This window comes from Streptomyces sp. CT34 (assembly GCF_000805335.1).
Lineage (GTDB): Bacteria > Actinomycetota > Actinomycetes > Streptomycetales > Streptomycetaceae > Streptomyces.
In genome coordinates this window covers 3,373,039-3,387,961 of sequence record NZ_KN708638.1, presented here as the reverse complement: position 1 = coordinate 3,387,961, position 14,923 = coordinate 3,373,039, and the positions used below count along the sequence as shown (strand labels likewise).

Sequence of the window (14,923 nt, the reverse complement as noted above, 5' to 3'; positions counted from 1 at the left end):
GGCCGGGGGAGCCGAGTTGGAGACGTTTGACGCGCCGGCCCGAGGCAGGGTCGCGGTAGCTGGCGATCCGCCACTCGAACCCATCCTCAACCGCGCCGAGTTGGGCTATCAGGTCCCGGATGGTAGGCAGGTCATAGCGAGAATACGAACGGTCGCGCCGCGTGCCGGAGGTCTGCGGGCCACACTCGATGCCGATGTCCCCGCCCGGCGCGTGTTGCACGTAGTCGATCAGGTTCCGGACGATGTCGAACTGGTCGACGCCATCGGCACGTTGGGAATCAAAAAGCAGTCGGTGATCGAGGTAGGAGTCCCAGGTTGCGGCCTGGATTTGGATGGACAGAAATCCGCGTTCAGTTGACTTAACTTCAGCGGTCCATAGGACACCCACCCCACCAGATTTCGCGTCCGCGCTCGACCCAGACCGCTGTACGGCCTGGTTGCAGCCACTGCGCGAATTCGCGCCGCAGTTACGGCATTTGGTACGGGGATGGTGGCCGACAAACTTCCGGTCTTACCGATCCAGTCGTCGTGGGTGAGCTGTTGCACCGGTAGTGCATCGAGCAGTTGATCGGTGCGCAGGTCACACAGCAGTACTCGGTAGGCGGGGACGATCGCGGATCACCCTCTGTTTGCCGAAACGAACTGCTTGATCGCGGCGTCATGCGCGAACCAAGGACTCTCGTTCCTCAGTTGATGAAGCCTAGTGGTCGATATGTCATTCGTGTCCGCCTTGGGCTGGTCAACATGTATTCGGCAGGAAATTCTGTGACACGCATGGCGATATGGCGCTCGAAACATAAATTCACCATTGCTAGTTGCTCGGTTGACACCCGCTTCGCGGAAATGATGGTGTTGATCGTGACCAGTCCGTAAATGACCGCGGACATCTGTGTTTTGAAACGGGAGGACTTTCTTGTTCGCTCACCGCAGCGCAAAATTCGCTGTTTCTGCTATAGCCCTCGCAGCGACACTGGGAGTTGCTGCTCCCTCCGCCATGGCTGCCGCCCCGGCTTCGCAGGACCAGCCCGCGAACGTCTTCGTCAACCGTGGACAGGTGGCGAAGTTCGCTACTACCTCCACGTTCAAGCTCAACCTGCCGAAGGGTGACCACGCCGTCCTCACCCCCCGCGGCGTCCGCTTCCTTGACGCCAACGGGCAGGTGGTCGGTGGAATGGCGCGGCAAGACATCAAGGACACAGCCGGGCACATCCACAAGGCCACCTGGACCCTCAACGGCGACCAGGTCACGCAGACAATTTCCGATGTGAACGGCTCCACGATCGAAGGCACCCTGGTTCAGCCGACGGCCCCGGGGCAGGTGTCCGCACGTAGCGGCGGCTGGGACTGCATTATGGACGGTGCGGGAGCTGTGGCGGGTGGGCTTGGCCTTGCTGGTGCCGCCGTCACCTCTCCGATGACCCTAGGAACGTCGCTGGCCGCCGGTGGGGCTTTCGTTGGCGGAACGGCGGCGGCGGCCAAGGGCTTCGCCGACAACTGCGTTTAAGGACTGCTGACAATGCATATCGGACGGGTACTCATCACCTTCGCGCTCTTCGGTGCGCTCGCCATGACGGCTATCGGATTCTGGCGTGGTGATATGTGGGGCATCATCCTGGGCCTTTACTTGGTATGCACCACGGCCGGTGGCACGATCGTGATCTGGCGAGCCCGCCGATAGAAAGTACGCCTCGGTAGCTGCGCCAGCATGCTGATGTCCCGTCATCGGTATTTGCTGCACCCCGTCAGGCGGGGCGTGCTGGCGTAGCTCCGGGGCAGCGCAGGTCGCACAGCAGGACGCGGTAGGCGCTGGTGTCATGTCGGGCCCTCCCACCGCAGCGCGGCATAGCTGTACCGTCCCGGTACGTTGTCCAGCGCGGCTGCCGTATAGCGGCTCACCTCGATATAGTCACCGGCCTTCAGCACGACGGGGAGGGCAGCGGCGTTCCCCTGTCCACCATTGGAGCGGGCGACGAAGGACATGTGCCATTCCTGGACGCCACCGTTCTTGATGACCAGGACGCGAGCCTGCTCGGCGCCGCCCGGCCAGGTCTGTTGCGCGTAAGCGGTGTAAAGCCCTGCGACGGGGGCGACGAGACGGGTGGGGTTCGTCGGCGTCCACATCGAGGCGCCGGAACGCGCATCCACCCCGGTCCATCGCAACGGGGTGTAGCGACTCGCCGCAAGGCTGTAGGAGTCATCCTTGCGGACAGCGACGTAATGGCGCTCGGCCACGCTGCGCCAGTGCGACCACTGGCCCTTTGGGCTGCGAAGGTGTCTGGGCAACACGCCATGAGGTGGAGGAAGAAGTCTTCAAATGGCTTGAGCGAGAAGCGGCCAGCGGAATTGACGCGGCCCCCAGTACTCCCGAAGACCAAGCGGCGCCACGCAACCAACGGGCCGCTGCTGCGCGTGACCGCGCGAGGCCCGAAGCAGAGGCAGACAAGCTGTCCACAGCCCTCACCAACCTCCGCGTTGACCGAGCCGCCAACCCAGACGACTACAAACCCGGAGAGTATGAGGCCGCACGCGACAAGATCCGCCGCAAGCAGGAAGCTACGACAGCAGCCATGGAACGGCTGGCTGTCGTTGAAAGCACACCCCACCGCAGCGACTACGAACAGCTGATCATTGGCACTGCTGCGGAATGGCGGACGCTCGAAGCGCGGTAGCGGAACGGCATGCTCCGACAGCTTGCCCGCCGCGTAGTCGTCGACCGCCAGGACGGAAACGTAACCGTGACCGTGCATCCCGTATGGGAACCGGACCCCTGGGAGGTGGAACAGAGCGACGTATGCGCCGGGTAGCGTACGTGCTCCCTGAAAGACCGGAGAGTGTTTTGCTAACTGTGACCTCTGTGAATGTGAACGGGCTGCGCGCCGCGGCCAAGAAGGGCTTCGTGCCGTGGCTGGCCGGGACCGGGGCCGATGTGCTCTGCCTTCAGGAGGTGCGGGCCGAGACCGGGCAGCTGCCGGAGGAGGTGCGGGAGCCGGCCGGCTGGCACACGGTGCACGCCCCGGCCGCCGCCAAGGGGCGGGCCGGTGTCTCGCTCTACACGCGGCGGGAGCCGGAGCGGGTGCAGGTCGGGTTCGGGTCGGCGGAATTCGACGGCAGCGGGCGCTATGCCGAGGTCGATCTGCCGGGTGTGACGGTGGCCAGCCTGTATCTGCCGTCGGGCGAGGTGGGCACCGAGCGGCAGGACGAGAAGGAACGGTTCATGGCCGAGTTCCTGCCGTACCTGACCGGGCTGCGCGAGCGGGCGCTGGCGGACGGGCGCGAGGTGGTGGTCTGCGGCGACTGGAACATCGCGCACCGCGAGGCCGACCTGAAGAACTGGAAGGCCAACGGGAAGAAGTCCGGATTCCTGCCGGAGGAGCGGGCCTGGCTCTCCACCGTCCTCGGCGAGGGCGGCTACGTGGACGTGGTCCGCGCGCTGCACCCGGACCAGGAGGGCCCGTATTCCTGGTGGTCGTACCGTGGCCGCGCCTTCGACAACGACGCCGGGTGGCGCATCGACTACCACATGGCCACCCCGGGCCTGGCCGGGCGCGCGGTGAAGACGTACGTGGAGCGGGCGGCGGCGTACGACCAGCGGTGGAGCGATCATGCGCCGGTGACGGTGGTCTACGAGCTGTAGCGGAGGGCGGCACGTTGGGCGGGATCATGCGAAGACGCGCATACCGGCGTTCTCGCATGGACGGCCCGGTGGGAGGAGTTGGGGGGACGACTGGACGCCGCCTCTGGAGTCGTGTTCATCCCTCTTCGTCCTCCTTCATCCCCCACCGCCTTGCGTGACCTCCGTCAAGCCTGACCGTTACCTCAGCGTGACCATCAAAAAATACGTTGCTGCCCCTGTTCTGGCCGTCGCCATCCTGGCCGCCGGCGCGGGAACGGCTTTCTCCGCATCCGCGGATGCCGGTCCCAAGGCCCCGGTCTTCAGGATGTCTTCACCGCCTTCAGAGCCCTACGGCACTGTCGTCAGCCACACCGGTGTGAACGAACGTCAGTCTCCCAGCGCCGACTCCGCCGTTACCGGCAGCCTTGCGCACGGCGCTCTGGTCGGCCTGCGCTGCAAGGTCCAGGCCCAGGAAGTCGACGGCAACAGGTTCTGGTTCCGACTCCGTGACCGGGATGCCTGGGTCCCGGCCCGGTACGTCAAGGGCACCGGGCATGTCGTGTGGTGCCGGGAGGCGGACGGCACCCCGCCGGCCGGGCGCCCTTCAGCCGATTGTCACCGTCCGGCACACGATGAAACCCCTCAGCCGCCTGCCGGGTCAGCGGGTTCCGGCCCGCACGCTGACTGCTCCCGGGCCGATGCACCAGGCCGCGAGTGTTCTGAGCGGCACTGAACCGTCCGAATTCTCCATGCCGGAGAGTTGACCCGGCCGCGGACAGGCAGGGAAGCGGCGTCCTGGTCATCAGGCGGTCCTTGCTCGTTGCGCGTACGCACGCGAGGGCGTCATGCGGGTGTGCGTCGTGTGCGCTGCGGCGGGCGGGGGGCGACCCGGGGTGGTGGTCCGGGCGGTCCGGGGCCGTCAGGGCTGCCGGTCGTCGCGGTCGTCGCGGTCGTCCTGGCCGTCCCGGTCGTCGCGGCCGTCGGGGGCGTTCCTGCGGGTCCGCTCGGTCAGCCAGTTCTGCACCTCGGTGCGGATGCGGCGGTCCATGGCCATCGAGAGTTCGGCCTCCAGGACGCCCTTGGTGAGGGGACGCAGGCTCTCGATGGTCGCGGCGACCTGGTCGACGTCCTGGGGGGTCGCCAGGACGTGGGTGCGGATGAGGGTGGCGAAGAGGTCGGCGAGGGCGTCGGCGTGTGCGCGCACCTGGCGGCCGGCCTCCAGGACGGCGGCGAGCGGAATGCCCTGGGCGACCAGGTCGGTGGAGGCGTCCAGCAGGCGCCGGCTGATGTGGACGAACTCGTCGCCGTCCACGGCCAGGTAGCCGATGGACAGGGACGCGGTCAGGTTCTCCGGGGTGATGTCCTGGCTGAAGTGGTCGGCCAGCTCCTCCGGGGTGAGGCGGACCGGGGTCTCCTCGGACCAGGCGGGCAGCAACGGGCTGGGCAGGCCGAGGAGTTCGCCGACGTCGCGGCCGGTCTCGAAGGCGGTGAGCAGCTCGGCGATGCCGCCCAGGGTGTGGCCGCGTTCCAGGAGGGCGCCGATGGTGCGCAGGCGCGCGAGGTGGTGCTCGTTGTACCAGGCGATCCGGCCGTCGCGGCGGGGCGGCGGGAGGAGCTTGCGCTCGCGGTAGAAGCGCAGCGTGCGGACGGTGATGCCGGCCTCCGCGGCCAGCTCGGCCATGCGGAATTCGCGCCCCTCGGGGGCCGGCCGGGGCGCCGGGTGCGCCGCGTCCGGGTGGGGGTGCTCGGGTTCGTCAGCCGCCGCCTGGTCTGCCACGGGGCCAGCCTATGCCGAGGGTGCGGGCGGCCGGGCGGGATGTGACCGGCCGGATGTGACCGGCGGTAACTTCTGGTGCGCCACCCCTACCGATCGGTACGGAGCTGCCCTACGCTCCCCCTGTGTCCATCGCGCCAGTGATTGCTGGCGCGGTTGGTGGCGGTGGTGAGCGTCGTACTCGGGAGGTGGCGGCATGGCCGAAGGCGGGCAGCGGCATGTGCGGGTGGCGGTGATCGGATCCGGGTTCGGCGGCCTGGGGGCGGCCGTGCGGCTGCGGCGCCAGGGGATCACCGACTTCGTGGTCCTGGAGCGGGCGGACGCGGTGGGCGGCACCTGGCGGGACAACAGCTATCCGGGGTGCGCGTGCGATGTGCCCTCGCATCTGTACTCGTTCTCGTTCGCGCCCAATCCGGCGTGGCCGCGCAACTTCAGCGGGCAGCGGCACATCCGGGCCTACCTGGAGCGGGTGACCGACACCTTCGGGCTGCGTCCGCACATCCGCTTCGGCGCGGAGGTGCGCGCGCTCCGTTGGGACAGCGGGCGGCTGCGCTGGGAGATCGACACGGCGCAGGGGGCGTACACCGCCGAGGTGGTGGTGTCGGCCACCGGGCCGCTGTCCGATCCGCAGATCCCCGACGTGCCGGGGATGGCGGACTTCACTGGCAAGGTGTTCCACTCCGCGCGCTGGGACCACGACTACGACCTGCGCGGCAAGCGGATCGCGATGGTGGGGACCGGGGCGTCGGCCATCCAGATCGTGCCGGCGATCCAGCCCCGGGTCGGGAAGCTGACGGTGTTCCAGCGGACGCCGCCGTGGGTGATGCCGCGGGCGGACCGGCGGATCAGCGCGGTGGAGCGGTGGCTGCACACCAAGGTGCCGGCGACCCGTGAACTGCGCCGGCAACTGCTGTGGGGCATCCGGGAGTTGCAGGTCGGCGCGTTCACCAAGCGGCCCGACGAGCTGGGGCTGATCGAGACCATCGCCCGGTCCCATATGCGCAGGGCCGTCAAGGACCCGGCGCTGCGGGCCCGGCTCACGCCCGACTACCGCATCGGCTGCAAGCGGATCCTGCTGTCCAACAGCTGGTATCCGGCGCTGGTGCAGCCCAACGTGGACCTGGTCTCCTCCGGGCTGCGGGAGATCCGCGGGAACACCCTGGTCGCCGCGGACGGCACCGAGGCGGAGGTCGACGCGATCGTCTTCGGGACCGGGTTCCACGTCACGGACATGCCGATCGCGCACCGGGTGACGGGCGCGGGCGGCACCACGCTCGCCGAGGAGTGGAAGGACGGGATGGCGGCCCTGCGCGGCAGCAGCGCCGCCGGATTCCCCAACTTCCTGACCATCATCGGCCCCAACACCGGGCTCGGGAACAGCTCGATGATCCTGATGATCGAGGCGCAGCTGAACTACCTCGCCGACTTCATGCGGCAGCTGGACGTGCTCGGCGGCGGTATCGCGCTGGACGCCCGGCCGTCCGCCGTACAGGAGTGGACCCGCACCATCCAGCAGCGGATGCGGCGCACCGTGTGGAACACCGGCGGCTGCGACAGCTGGTACCTGGACGCGAACGGGCGGAACACCACGGCGTGGCCGGGCACCACCGCGGAGTTCCGGCGGGCGACCCGGCGGGTGGACCTGGCCGAGTACGAGGTGCTGCGGCCACCGCGCACGGCCGCGGACACCGGCCGCCGGACCGTTGAGGCCGAGGAGGTGGCGGCGTGAAGCGGCCGGCGCATCTCACGCAGGGGCGCTACGCCCCGCCGGTGCCGCGCACCACGCGCACCGTCACCTCCGCCGACGGCGCCCGCCTCTACGCCGAGATCCACGGGCCCGAGGGCGCCCCGGCCGTGGTGCTGGCGCACGGCTGGACCTGCTCGACCGCCTTCTGGGCGGCGGTGGTGCGGGAACTCGCGGCCGAGCACAAGGTGGTGGTGTACGACCAGCGGGGGCACGGGCGCAGCCCGGCCGTCCCGCCCGCCGGGTACGGCACCGGCCGGCTCGCCGACGATCTGGTCGCGGTGCTGGAGCAGACGCTGGACGACGGCGAACGGGCCGTCGTCGGCGGGCACTCCATGGGCGGCATGACGATCATGGCCGCCGCCGAGCGCCCGGAGCTGCGCGCGCGGGCCGCCGCGGTCCTGCTGTGCAGCACCGGCAGCGCCGATCTGGCCGCCGAATCCCGGGTGTTCCCGCTGCCCACGCCGGCCGGCCGCCGCCGGGCGCACCGGCTGATGCTGGGCTCGCGGGCCCCGCTCGGGCCGGTGTCGCCGGTGGCCAAGTGGGCCCTGCGGTACGCCACGATGGGCGCGGGGTCGAGCGCCGAGCAGGTCGAGGCGTGCGCCCGCATCGTGCACGACTGCCCGCCCGGTATACGGGCCCGCTGGGGCAAGGTGCTCCACGGGCTCGAACTCACCCGCGGAGTCAGCCGGTTGGAGGTGCCGACCGCCGTCCTCGTGGGTACCGCGGACCGGCTCACCCCGGTCGTGCACGCCCGCCGGCTGGCCTCCGTGCTCCCCGAGTGCGCGGGGCTGACCGAGCTGCCGGGGCTGGGCCACATGACGCCCATAGAGGACCCGGACGCGGTCGCCGGCCGGCTGCGGGAGCTGATACGCGACCACCTGGCCGCCGGCCCCGACGGGCGCGGTGCGACCGGCAACGACCCCGCCCCACAGGGCGAGCAGCAGCAGAAGCAGGGCGAACAGCACACACGGCACAAGCAGCGGGACGGGCAGCGGAAGAGGGAGAGCGCGGCGTGAACGGGAGCGGGAAGTTGGACGGGCAGGTCGTCGTCGTCACCGGCGCGGCGCGCGGGGTCGGGGCGCTGCTGGCGCGCAAGCTGTCGGCGCGCGGGGCGACGCTGGCGCTGGTCGGGCTGGAGCCGGACGAACTGCGCGCGGTCGCTGCCTCGTTGCACGGGCCGGCCCACCACTGGTACGCCGATGTCACCGACCACGAGGCGCTGTCCCGGGTCGCCGGCGAGGTCAAGGCGCGCTTCGGGAAGGTCGATGTGGTGGTGGCCAACGCCGGGGTGGCGACCGGCGGTCCGTTCGTCGACTCCGATCCGGTGGCCTGGCGGCGGGTCATCGAGGTCAACCTCGTCGGCAGCGCGGTGACCGGGCGGGCGTTCCTGCCGGTGCTGATGGAGTCCCGCGGGTACTTCCTCCAGATCGCCTCGCTGGCCGCGATCACCCCGGCGCCCATGCTGAGCGCGTACTGTGCGTCCAAGTCCGGGGTGGAGGCGTTCGCGCACTGCCTGCGGGCCGAGGTCGGCCACAAGGGCGTACGGGTCGGGGTCGGCTATCTGAGCTGGACCGACACCGACATGGTGCGCGGCGCCGACCGGGACGACGTGATGCGCGAACTGCGCGCCCGGCTGCCCTGGCCGTCCAACAAGACCTATCCACTGGGCCCGGCGGTGGACCGGATCGTGACCGGGATCGAGCGCCGTGCCGCGCATGTCTACGGGCAGTGGTGGCTGCGCGGGATGCAGTCGGTGCGCGGCTGTCTGCCGGCGGCCATCGGGACGGTGGGCCAGCGCGAGGTGCGGCGCTTCGGGGACCGGCTCGACGGGCTGCGGGTCGGGCTGGTCGGCGCGGGCGGGGAGGCGGACGAGAAGGCCCGGACGCAGGGATGATCGGGTGGCCCGGGTGCCCGCCGCCCGACCTGGGCGGGGTCACGGAACGTGCCCGATTGTGATCGAAATGCGACGGATGTCCGTTCGTGTCACGCTTATCGAGCCCGATTCCCGACACCCCCACAGGAGTAACAGCATGGGCATCGAAGACCAGTTCAAGGACAAGGCGCAGCAACTCAAGGACGAGGCCAAGCGGCGGGCCCAGCAGGGTCAGGAGCGCGGCCGGCAGCAGGGCCAGGACCGCGACCGCCAGCAGGGTCAGGAGCGCGGGCAGCAGTCCCGCGAGCGCGGCCGGCAGATGGTGGACGACGTCGAGGACCGCTTCGAGAGCTGACGCGCTGACGTGCGGCGCCCGCGCCTGGCGGACGCCGTACGTCCTGAACGAGGGTCGTTCGTCCTCACGGAAGGGCGCATCCGGTCACCGGGTGCGCCCTTCCCGACGTCGTGTCTCGTCGCGCCCCCGGCGTGTCTCGTCACCCCAACGCCCGTGCCGCGCGGATGAGTTGCAGACTGCCCCGCGCGGATGAGTTGCAGATGAGTTCGCGGATCAGTTGCCGTCGCCGGTGCGCGGCGGCAGGGCGGGCCGCCGCCGGTCGGGGACGTCCGAGAGGCCCGGCGCGGTCGCCGCGGGATGGCGCTCCAGCAGTTCCAGGGCGGTGCGGACCGCGACGCCGAGCTGCGGGTGTCGGCCCTCGGCCCAGTGCAGCGGGGAGCGCATCGCCTCGATGTCCACCTCGACGCCGTGGTTCTCCACGCCCCAGCCGTAGAGGTGGAACCACGCCGCGTTCATCGGGACGGTGATGGTGGTGCCGTCGCCGAGCCGGTGCCGCCCGGTCATGCCGACCACCCCGCCCCAGGTGCGCATCCCGACCACCGGTCCGATGCCCTGGAGCTTGAAGGCCGCGGTGATCATGTCGCCGTCGGACGAGGTCATCTCGTCGGCGACCGCGACGACCGGACCGCGCGGGGCGTTGCTGGTGTACGACACCGGCTCGGCGTCGCGGGTCAGGTCCCAGCCCATGATGGTGCGGGTCAGCTTCTCGATGACCAGCTCGGAGATGTTGCCGCCGGCGTTGCCCCGCACGTCCACGATCAGCGCGGGCAATGAGACCTCCATCCGCAGATCGCGGTTGAACTGCGCCCAGCCGGAGCCGCCCATGTCGGGGATGTGCAGATAGCCGCACCGGCCGCCGCTCAACTCCCTTACCACGGCCCGGCGTTTGGCCACCCAGTCCTGGTAGCGCAGCGGCCGTTCGTCGATCAGCGGGACGACGGCGACCCGGCGGGCATGGCCGTTGCCGGTGCCGTCGGGCGGGGTGAAGGTCAGCTCCACGGTCGTGCCGCCGGCCGCGGCCAGCAGCGGATACGGGCCGGTCAGCGGGTCCACCGGGCGGCCGTCGACATGGGTCAGCGCGCTGCCCTGGCGGATGCCCGTACCGGCCAGCGGCGACCGGGCCTTGGAGTCCGAGGACTCACCCGGCAGAATCCGCTTGACCACCCACTGCCCGTTCCGGCGCACGAAGTTGGTGCCCAGCAGGCCCATCGCGCGCTGGTAGTGCGGCGGGCCCTCGTTGCGCCGGGCGCCGGTGACATAGGCGTGCGAGGTGCCCAGCTCGCCCAGCACCTCGCGCAGCAGATCGGCGAACTCCTCCGGGGTGGCGACCCGTTCGAGCAGCGGCCGGTACTGCGCCAGGACGTCCTCCCAGTCGATACCGGACAGGTTCGGGTCCCAGAAGTACGCCCGGACGATCCGGCCCGCCTCCTCGAACGCCTGCCGCCACTCCGCCCCGGGATCGACGTCGTGCAGGATCCGCCGCAGGTCCAGATAGACCGTCGAATCGCTGTCCGGCGGCTCGGTCGCCGGCACCGCGCGCAGCTCGCCCGCGTCGTTGACGACCAGCCGGGTCCCGTCGCCGCTGAGCGCGAACCCGTCCAGGGAGCTGGTGAGTTCGGTGCGCCGCGCCTTGGTCAGGTCGAAGTGCTCCAGGGTGGGGCGGCCCGAGGTGTCGGAGGGGTTGGCGAAGGTCTCGCCCAGCGCACCGGAGATCGGCCAGCGCAGCCAGACCAGCCCGCCGCCGCCGACCGGCTCCAGGGACGAGTACTTGGACGCCGAGACCGGGAACGGCGTGACCCTGTTGGCCAGCCCCTCCACCTCCACCAGCACCGGGCCCTCACCGGCCGGCGGAGGCGTCTCGTCCGGATCCAGCCCGCCCGCCGCGGGCCGCCCCTCCGGGGACAGCGCGAACGGGGACGGGGTCGCCGACGACAGCGGTACGAGGTAGGGGCGGCAGCCCAGCGGGAAGGAGAGGTCGCCGGTGTGCACGTCGTAGACCGGGTCGAAGCCGCGCCAGGACAGGAACGCCAGATAGCGGCCGTCCCGGGTGAACACCGGCTGCTCGTCCTCGAAGCGGCCGTTGGTGACCTCCACGATGTGCCCGTCGGACAGCCGGGCCATCTTGATCTTCCGCAGCGACCGGCCGATACCGGGGTGCGACCAGGTCAGCCAGCGGGAGTCGGGGGAGAACGCGAGGTCACGGACCGGCCCGTTGCGGGACCGGGTCAGCTCGGTGACGGGGTCGGCCCCCGGACCGGAGCCGGTGCCCGTCGCCGCCTGTGCGCCCTCGTCCTCCGCGGCACCCTCGTCCGGAGACTTCTCCCCTTCCTCCGGCTCCGCCGCGTCCACCAGCAGCAGCCGGCCGTCGTGCGCCGCCACCGCCAGCCGCTCACCGTCCGGCGCCGAGACCAGCTCGTGCACCCGGCCCAGCCGCCCGGCCGCCAGCCGGCGCGGTGCGCCCGGCCCGCTGGCCCGCGGCAGATTGGCGATCTCGATGGCGTCGTCGCCCTCCGCGTCCGTCACATACGCGATCCGGCCGGTGGCGCCCAGCATCTCGGGCAGCCGCACCCGTACGCCGGGGGTGTCGTGGATCGTCCGGGCCGGGCCGTCGCGGTGGGTGAGCCAGTACAGGCTGCCGCGCACGCCGACGGCGCTGGCCCGGCCGGTGGCGTCCACGGCGAGCGAGGTGACGTGGGAGGCGGCCGGGATCTGGTACGGGCGGCGGCCGGCCCGCGGGCCGGCGAGGCGGACCGGGAGCCGGCGCGGCACCGCGTCCGGGCCGAGGTCGTCGATCAGCCAGATGTCGCCGGCGCACTGGTAGACGATGCGGGAGCCGTCGGTCGCGGCGTGCCGGGCGTAGAAGTCGGCGTGGTCGGAGTGCCGGCGCAGATCGGTGCTGTCCGGCAGGCAGGAGTAGACGTTCCCGATGCCCTCGTGGTCGGACAGGAACGCGATCCGGCCGCCGACGAACATCACCGAGTCCAGGTGCCCGTACAGATCCGGCATCAGCCGGGTGCCGTGCAGCCACATCCGGCCCATCGCGCCGCCCCGGTAGCGCTTCCAGGAGGCCGGCTCGTGCGGCGGTTTGCCGCTGAGCAGCAGCGTGCGGCGCTCCCCGCCGACGTCCGCCACCGCGATGTCCGAGACCGGCCCCCAGGGCAGCTGCCCGCCGGGGTTGCCGTCGATGGGCACGCTGTACGCCCAGGAGAAGTGCGAGAACGGCTGCCCGTGCGAGGAGACCGCCAGTACCTGCGCCTGGCCCTCGTGGTCGGGCGGGGTCCAGCCGCAGACCCGGGCGTCCGTGCTGCCCCAGTACGTCAGCCGCCGGGCCGGACCGCCGTCCACCGGCGCGAGATGGATCTCCGGGTCGAGGCTGCGCCAGGTGGTGAAGGCGATCTGCCGCCCGTCGGGGGAGAAGCGCGGCGGGCCGAGCCGGGTCCGGTCGACCGTCAGCCGCCAGGCCCGGCCCGGCTCCTCGCCCGGTGGCGCGATCGGCGCCAGCCACAGATCGTCCTCGGCGGCGAAGCACAGCAGGTCACCGTGGAGATGCGGGAACCGCAGATACGAGCCGGGCGGGCGACCGGGCCCGGCCGGCATGCGGCGCAGCCGACCGCGCGGCGTGCCGGTCTCCGGCAGCGGCGACGACGGCCCGGTGGCCGCGGGTGCATCGGTCACGCCCCCATGGTTTCGGCGCCGGAGGCGGGCGGCAACTTGGCATGAACGTACGGACCGGTCCCCCGACGGCGGGTCCCGTCCGCGGGACGAGGGCGGTCGGCCGCGGCCCGCCGCGCACGGCAGCGACGCGCACCGCCGCGCACGGCAGCCACGCGTACCGCCGCGCGTGAGGGCCCGCCCCCGAACGGAACCCCCGAGGTGCTTCGCGGCCGGTCGTGGCCGGAGCGTGCGGAAGGCGTCCGCAGAAGCCAAAGGCGATACGGCGGCGGGCCGTCCGCCGGCGAGGGCCGCCGGTCGCGGCCCGGACGTGACGAACGCCACGGCCCCGGACTCTGGTCATCCCCCTGGTCATGAGCATGGATCCCGGCGTTGCACCATTGATGGGTCACCGAAGCGACGGATGAGTGGGAAGCGGGAGTCAGTGGTGGACGTCCAGGGCACGGTCGAGGACGGCTTCGAGCCGGTCCGGGACGCTTTCGCGGCCAACTTCGCCCGGCACGGCGAGCGGGGCGCCGCGGTGGCCGTCTACCGCGACGGCCGCCGGGTCGTGGACCTCTGGGCCGGCACCAGGGACGGCGACGCCGAACCCGGCGACGCCACCGCCGCCCCCTGGGAGCCCGGCACCGCCCAGATCGTCCGGTCCGCCACCAAGGGCATCGCCGCCACCGTCCCGCTCCTGCTCCACCAGCGCGGCCAGCTCGACCTGGACGCGCCGGTCGGCACGTACTGGCCCGAGTTCAAGGCCGCCGGCAAGGACCGCGTGCTGGTCCGCCACCTCCTCTCGCACCGGGCCGGGCTGCCCGTCCTGGACACCCCGCTCACCCCCGCCCAGGCCATCGACGGCCACAGCGGCCCGGCCGCGGTCGCCGCCCAGGCCCCGGCCTGGACGCCCGGCACCGACCACGGTTACCACGCCCAGACCTACAGCTGGCTGATCGGCGAACTGGTCCTGCGGGTCACCGGGCGCACCCTCGGCGAGTGGGTCGCCGAGGAGATATCCGGGCCGCTCGGCCTCGACCTGTGGATCGGGCTTCCGGAGGCGGCCCGGGACCGGGTCGGCCGGCTCGCCCCCGTCGAGCCGCCGGCCCGCCCCGCGGCGGCCGGACTCCGGGTACGGCCCAAGCAGGCGGTCGCCGACGCGTACGCCGACCCCGCCTCCCTCACCAGCCGCGCCTTCGGCGCGATCTCCCCGGCCCCCGACGAGAACGCCCCCGCCTACCGGGCCGCCGAACTCCCCGCCTCCGCCGGTATCGCCACCGCCCCCGCGCTCGCCCGCGCCTACGCCGCGCTCATCGGCCCCGTCGACGGCCACCCGCGCCTCTTCGCCCCCGCGACCCTCACCCTCGCCCGCACCGAGGAGTCCGCCGGCCCCGACCGCACCCTGCTGGTCAACACCCGCTTCGGACTGGGCTTCATGCTGCACGGCCCGGCGTCCCCCCTCCTCGGCCCCGGCTCCTTCGGCCACCCCGGCCGCGGCGGCGCCCTGGCCTTCGCCGACCCGGAAACCGGGGTCGCCTTCGGCTACGTCACCAACGGCATGCAGCGCAACGTGACGGCCGACCCGCGTGCGCAGGCGCTCGTCAGGGCCTTGGCCGCTACCGGCTGACGCCGGAGCCTTTCGCTGCGCTTGGCTGGCTTCCCACGTTGTCGGCTTTCCCGCCGTGCGGGGAGCGGTGTTTTCCGCCTTCGGCGGGAGGGGTGTGTGGGGCGGGGGCCCGGGTGGTCGTGGGTGCCGGCGCCGGGGGCTCCGGGGCGGGTTGCCGTTTCGCTGCGCTTTGCCGGCTTCCCGCGTTGTCGGCTTTCCCGGCGTGCGGGGTGCGGTGTGTTCCGCCTTCGGCGGGAGGGGGGTGTGGGGCGGGGCCCCGGGGGGGCGTGGGGGCCGGTTC

Annotated in this window: 11 protein-coding genes and 1 pseudogene; 8 read left to right on the top strand and 4 right to left on the bottom strand. The window is 71.7% G+C overall.

Annotated features, from left to right (window positions below; all coding sequences use genetic code 11):
• Positions 1 to 388 (bottom strand): annotated as a pseudogene (locus RZ84_RS40110) (hypothetical protein); the annotation flags it as partial.
• Between the two features lie 606 nt (positions 389 to 994).
• Between RZ84_RS40110 and RZ84_RS14695 the strand changes: the two are divergent.
• Complete coding sequence (locus RZ84_RS14695; protein WP_043264708.1) at positions 995 to 1,504, top strand: hypothetical protein; 510 nt, start codon at positions 995 to 997, stop codon at positions 1,502 to 1,504.
• A gap of 308 nt (positions 1,505 to 1,812) precedes the next feature.
• On the opposite strand, the gene RZ84_RS14690 is transcribed toward RZ84_RS14695, so the two are convergent.
• A complete protein-coding gene (locus RZ84_RS14690; protein ID WP_198539989.1) occupies positions 1,813 to 2,232 on the bottom strand; it encodes a hypothetical protein in 420 nt (139 codons plus the stop codon).
• Between the two features lie 62 nt (positions 2,233 to 2,294).
• On the opposite strand from RZ84_RS14690, the gene RZ84_RS38910 reads away from it, so the two are divergent.
• On the top strand, positions 2,295 to 2,669 hold the full coding sequence (locus RZ84_RS38910) for a hypothetical protein (protein WP_157878812.1): 375 nt from the start codon (positions 2,295 to 2,297) through the stop codon (positions 2,667 to 2,669).
• A gap of 167 nt (positions 2,670 to 2,836) precedes the next feature.
• A complete protein-coding gene (locus RZ84_RS14685) occupies positions 2,837 to 3,634 on the top strand; it encodes an exodeoxyribonuclease III (RefSeq protein ID WP_043264707.1) in 798 nt (265 codons plus the stop codon).
• Positions 3,635 to 4,532: 898 nt separating this feature from the next.
• Here RZ84_RS14685 and RZ84_RS14680 read toward each other — a convergent pair.
• Positions 4,533 to 5,294 (bottom strand): MerR family transcriptional regulator, encoded by a 762-nt coding sequence (locus RZ84_RS14680; protein WP_078893760.1) that lies wholly within the window; start codon positions 5,292 to 5,294, stop codon positions 4,533 to 4,535.
• Positions 5,295 to 5,583: 289 nt separating this feature from the next.
• Here RZ84_RS14680 and RZ84_RS14675 point away from each other — a divergent pair, with 289 nt between their 5' ends.
• The 4 genes from RZ84_RS14675 (at position 5,584) to RZ84_RS14660 (ending at position 9,362) form a co-directional block, all read left to right on the top strand.
• On the top strand, positions 5,584 to 7,116 hold the full coding sequence (locus tag RZ84_RS14675; protein ID WP_043264706.1) for a flavin-containing monooxygenase: 1,533 nt from the start codon (positions 5,584 to 5,586) through the stop codon (positions 7,114 to 7,116).
• Positions 7,113 to 8,150 (top strand): alpha/beta fold hydrolase, encoded by a 1,038-nt coding sequence (locus tag RZ84_RS14670; protein WP_043264705.1) that lies wholly within the window; start codon positions 7,113 to 7,115, stop codon positions 8,148 to 8,150. Before RZ84_RS14675 ends, RZ84_RS14670 begins: the two co-directional genes overlap by 4 nt.
• Entirely contained in the window at positions 8,147 to 9,028 is an 882-nt protein-coding gene (locus RZ84_RS14665; protein WP_043264704.1) for an SDR family oxidoreductase, read from the top strand. The genes RZ84_RS14670 and RZ84_RS14665 overlap by 4 nt, the downstream gene beginning before the upstream one ends.
• 136 nt (positions 9,029 to 9,164) lie before the next feature.
• Positions 9,165 to 9,362, top strand: a complete 198-nt coding sequence (locus RZ84_RS14660; RefSeq protein ID WP_043264703.1) for a hypothetical protein — start codon at positions 9,165 to 9,167, stop codon at positions 9,360 to 9,362.
• Positions 9,363 to 9,575: 213 nt separating this feature from the next.
• Here RZ84_RS14660 and RZ84_RS14655 read toward each other — a convergent pair whose 3' ends face one another.
• Positions 9,576 to 12,959 (bottom strand): S41 family peptidase, encoded by a 3,384-nt coding sequence (locus RZ84_RS14655; protein WP_043269900.1) that lies wholly within the window; start codon positions 12,957 to 12,959, stop codon positions 9,576 to 9,578.
• Positions 12,960 to 13,458: 499 nt separating this feature from the next.
• Between RZ84_RS14655 and RZ84_RS14650 the strand changes: the two genes are divergently transcribed.
• A complete protein-coding gene (locus RZ84_RS14650) occupies positions 13,459 to 14,643 on the top strand; it encodes a serine hydrolase domain-containing protein (RefSeq protein ID WP_043264702.1) in 1,185 nt (394 codons plus the stop codon).
• The last annotated feature ends 280 nt before the right edge of the window (positions 14,644 to 14,923 follow it).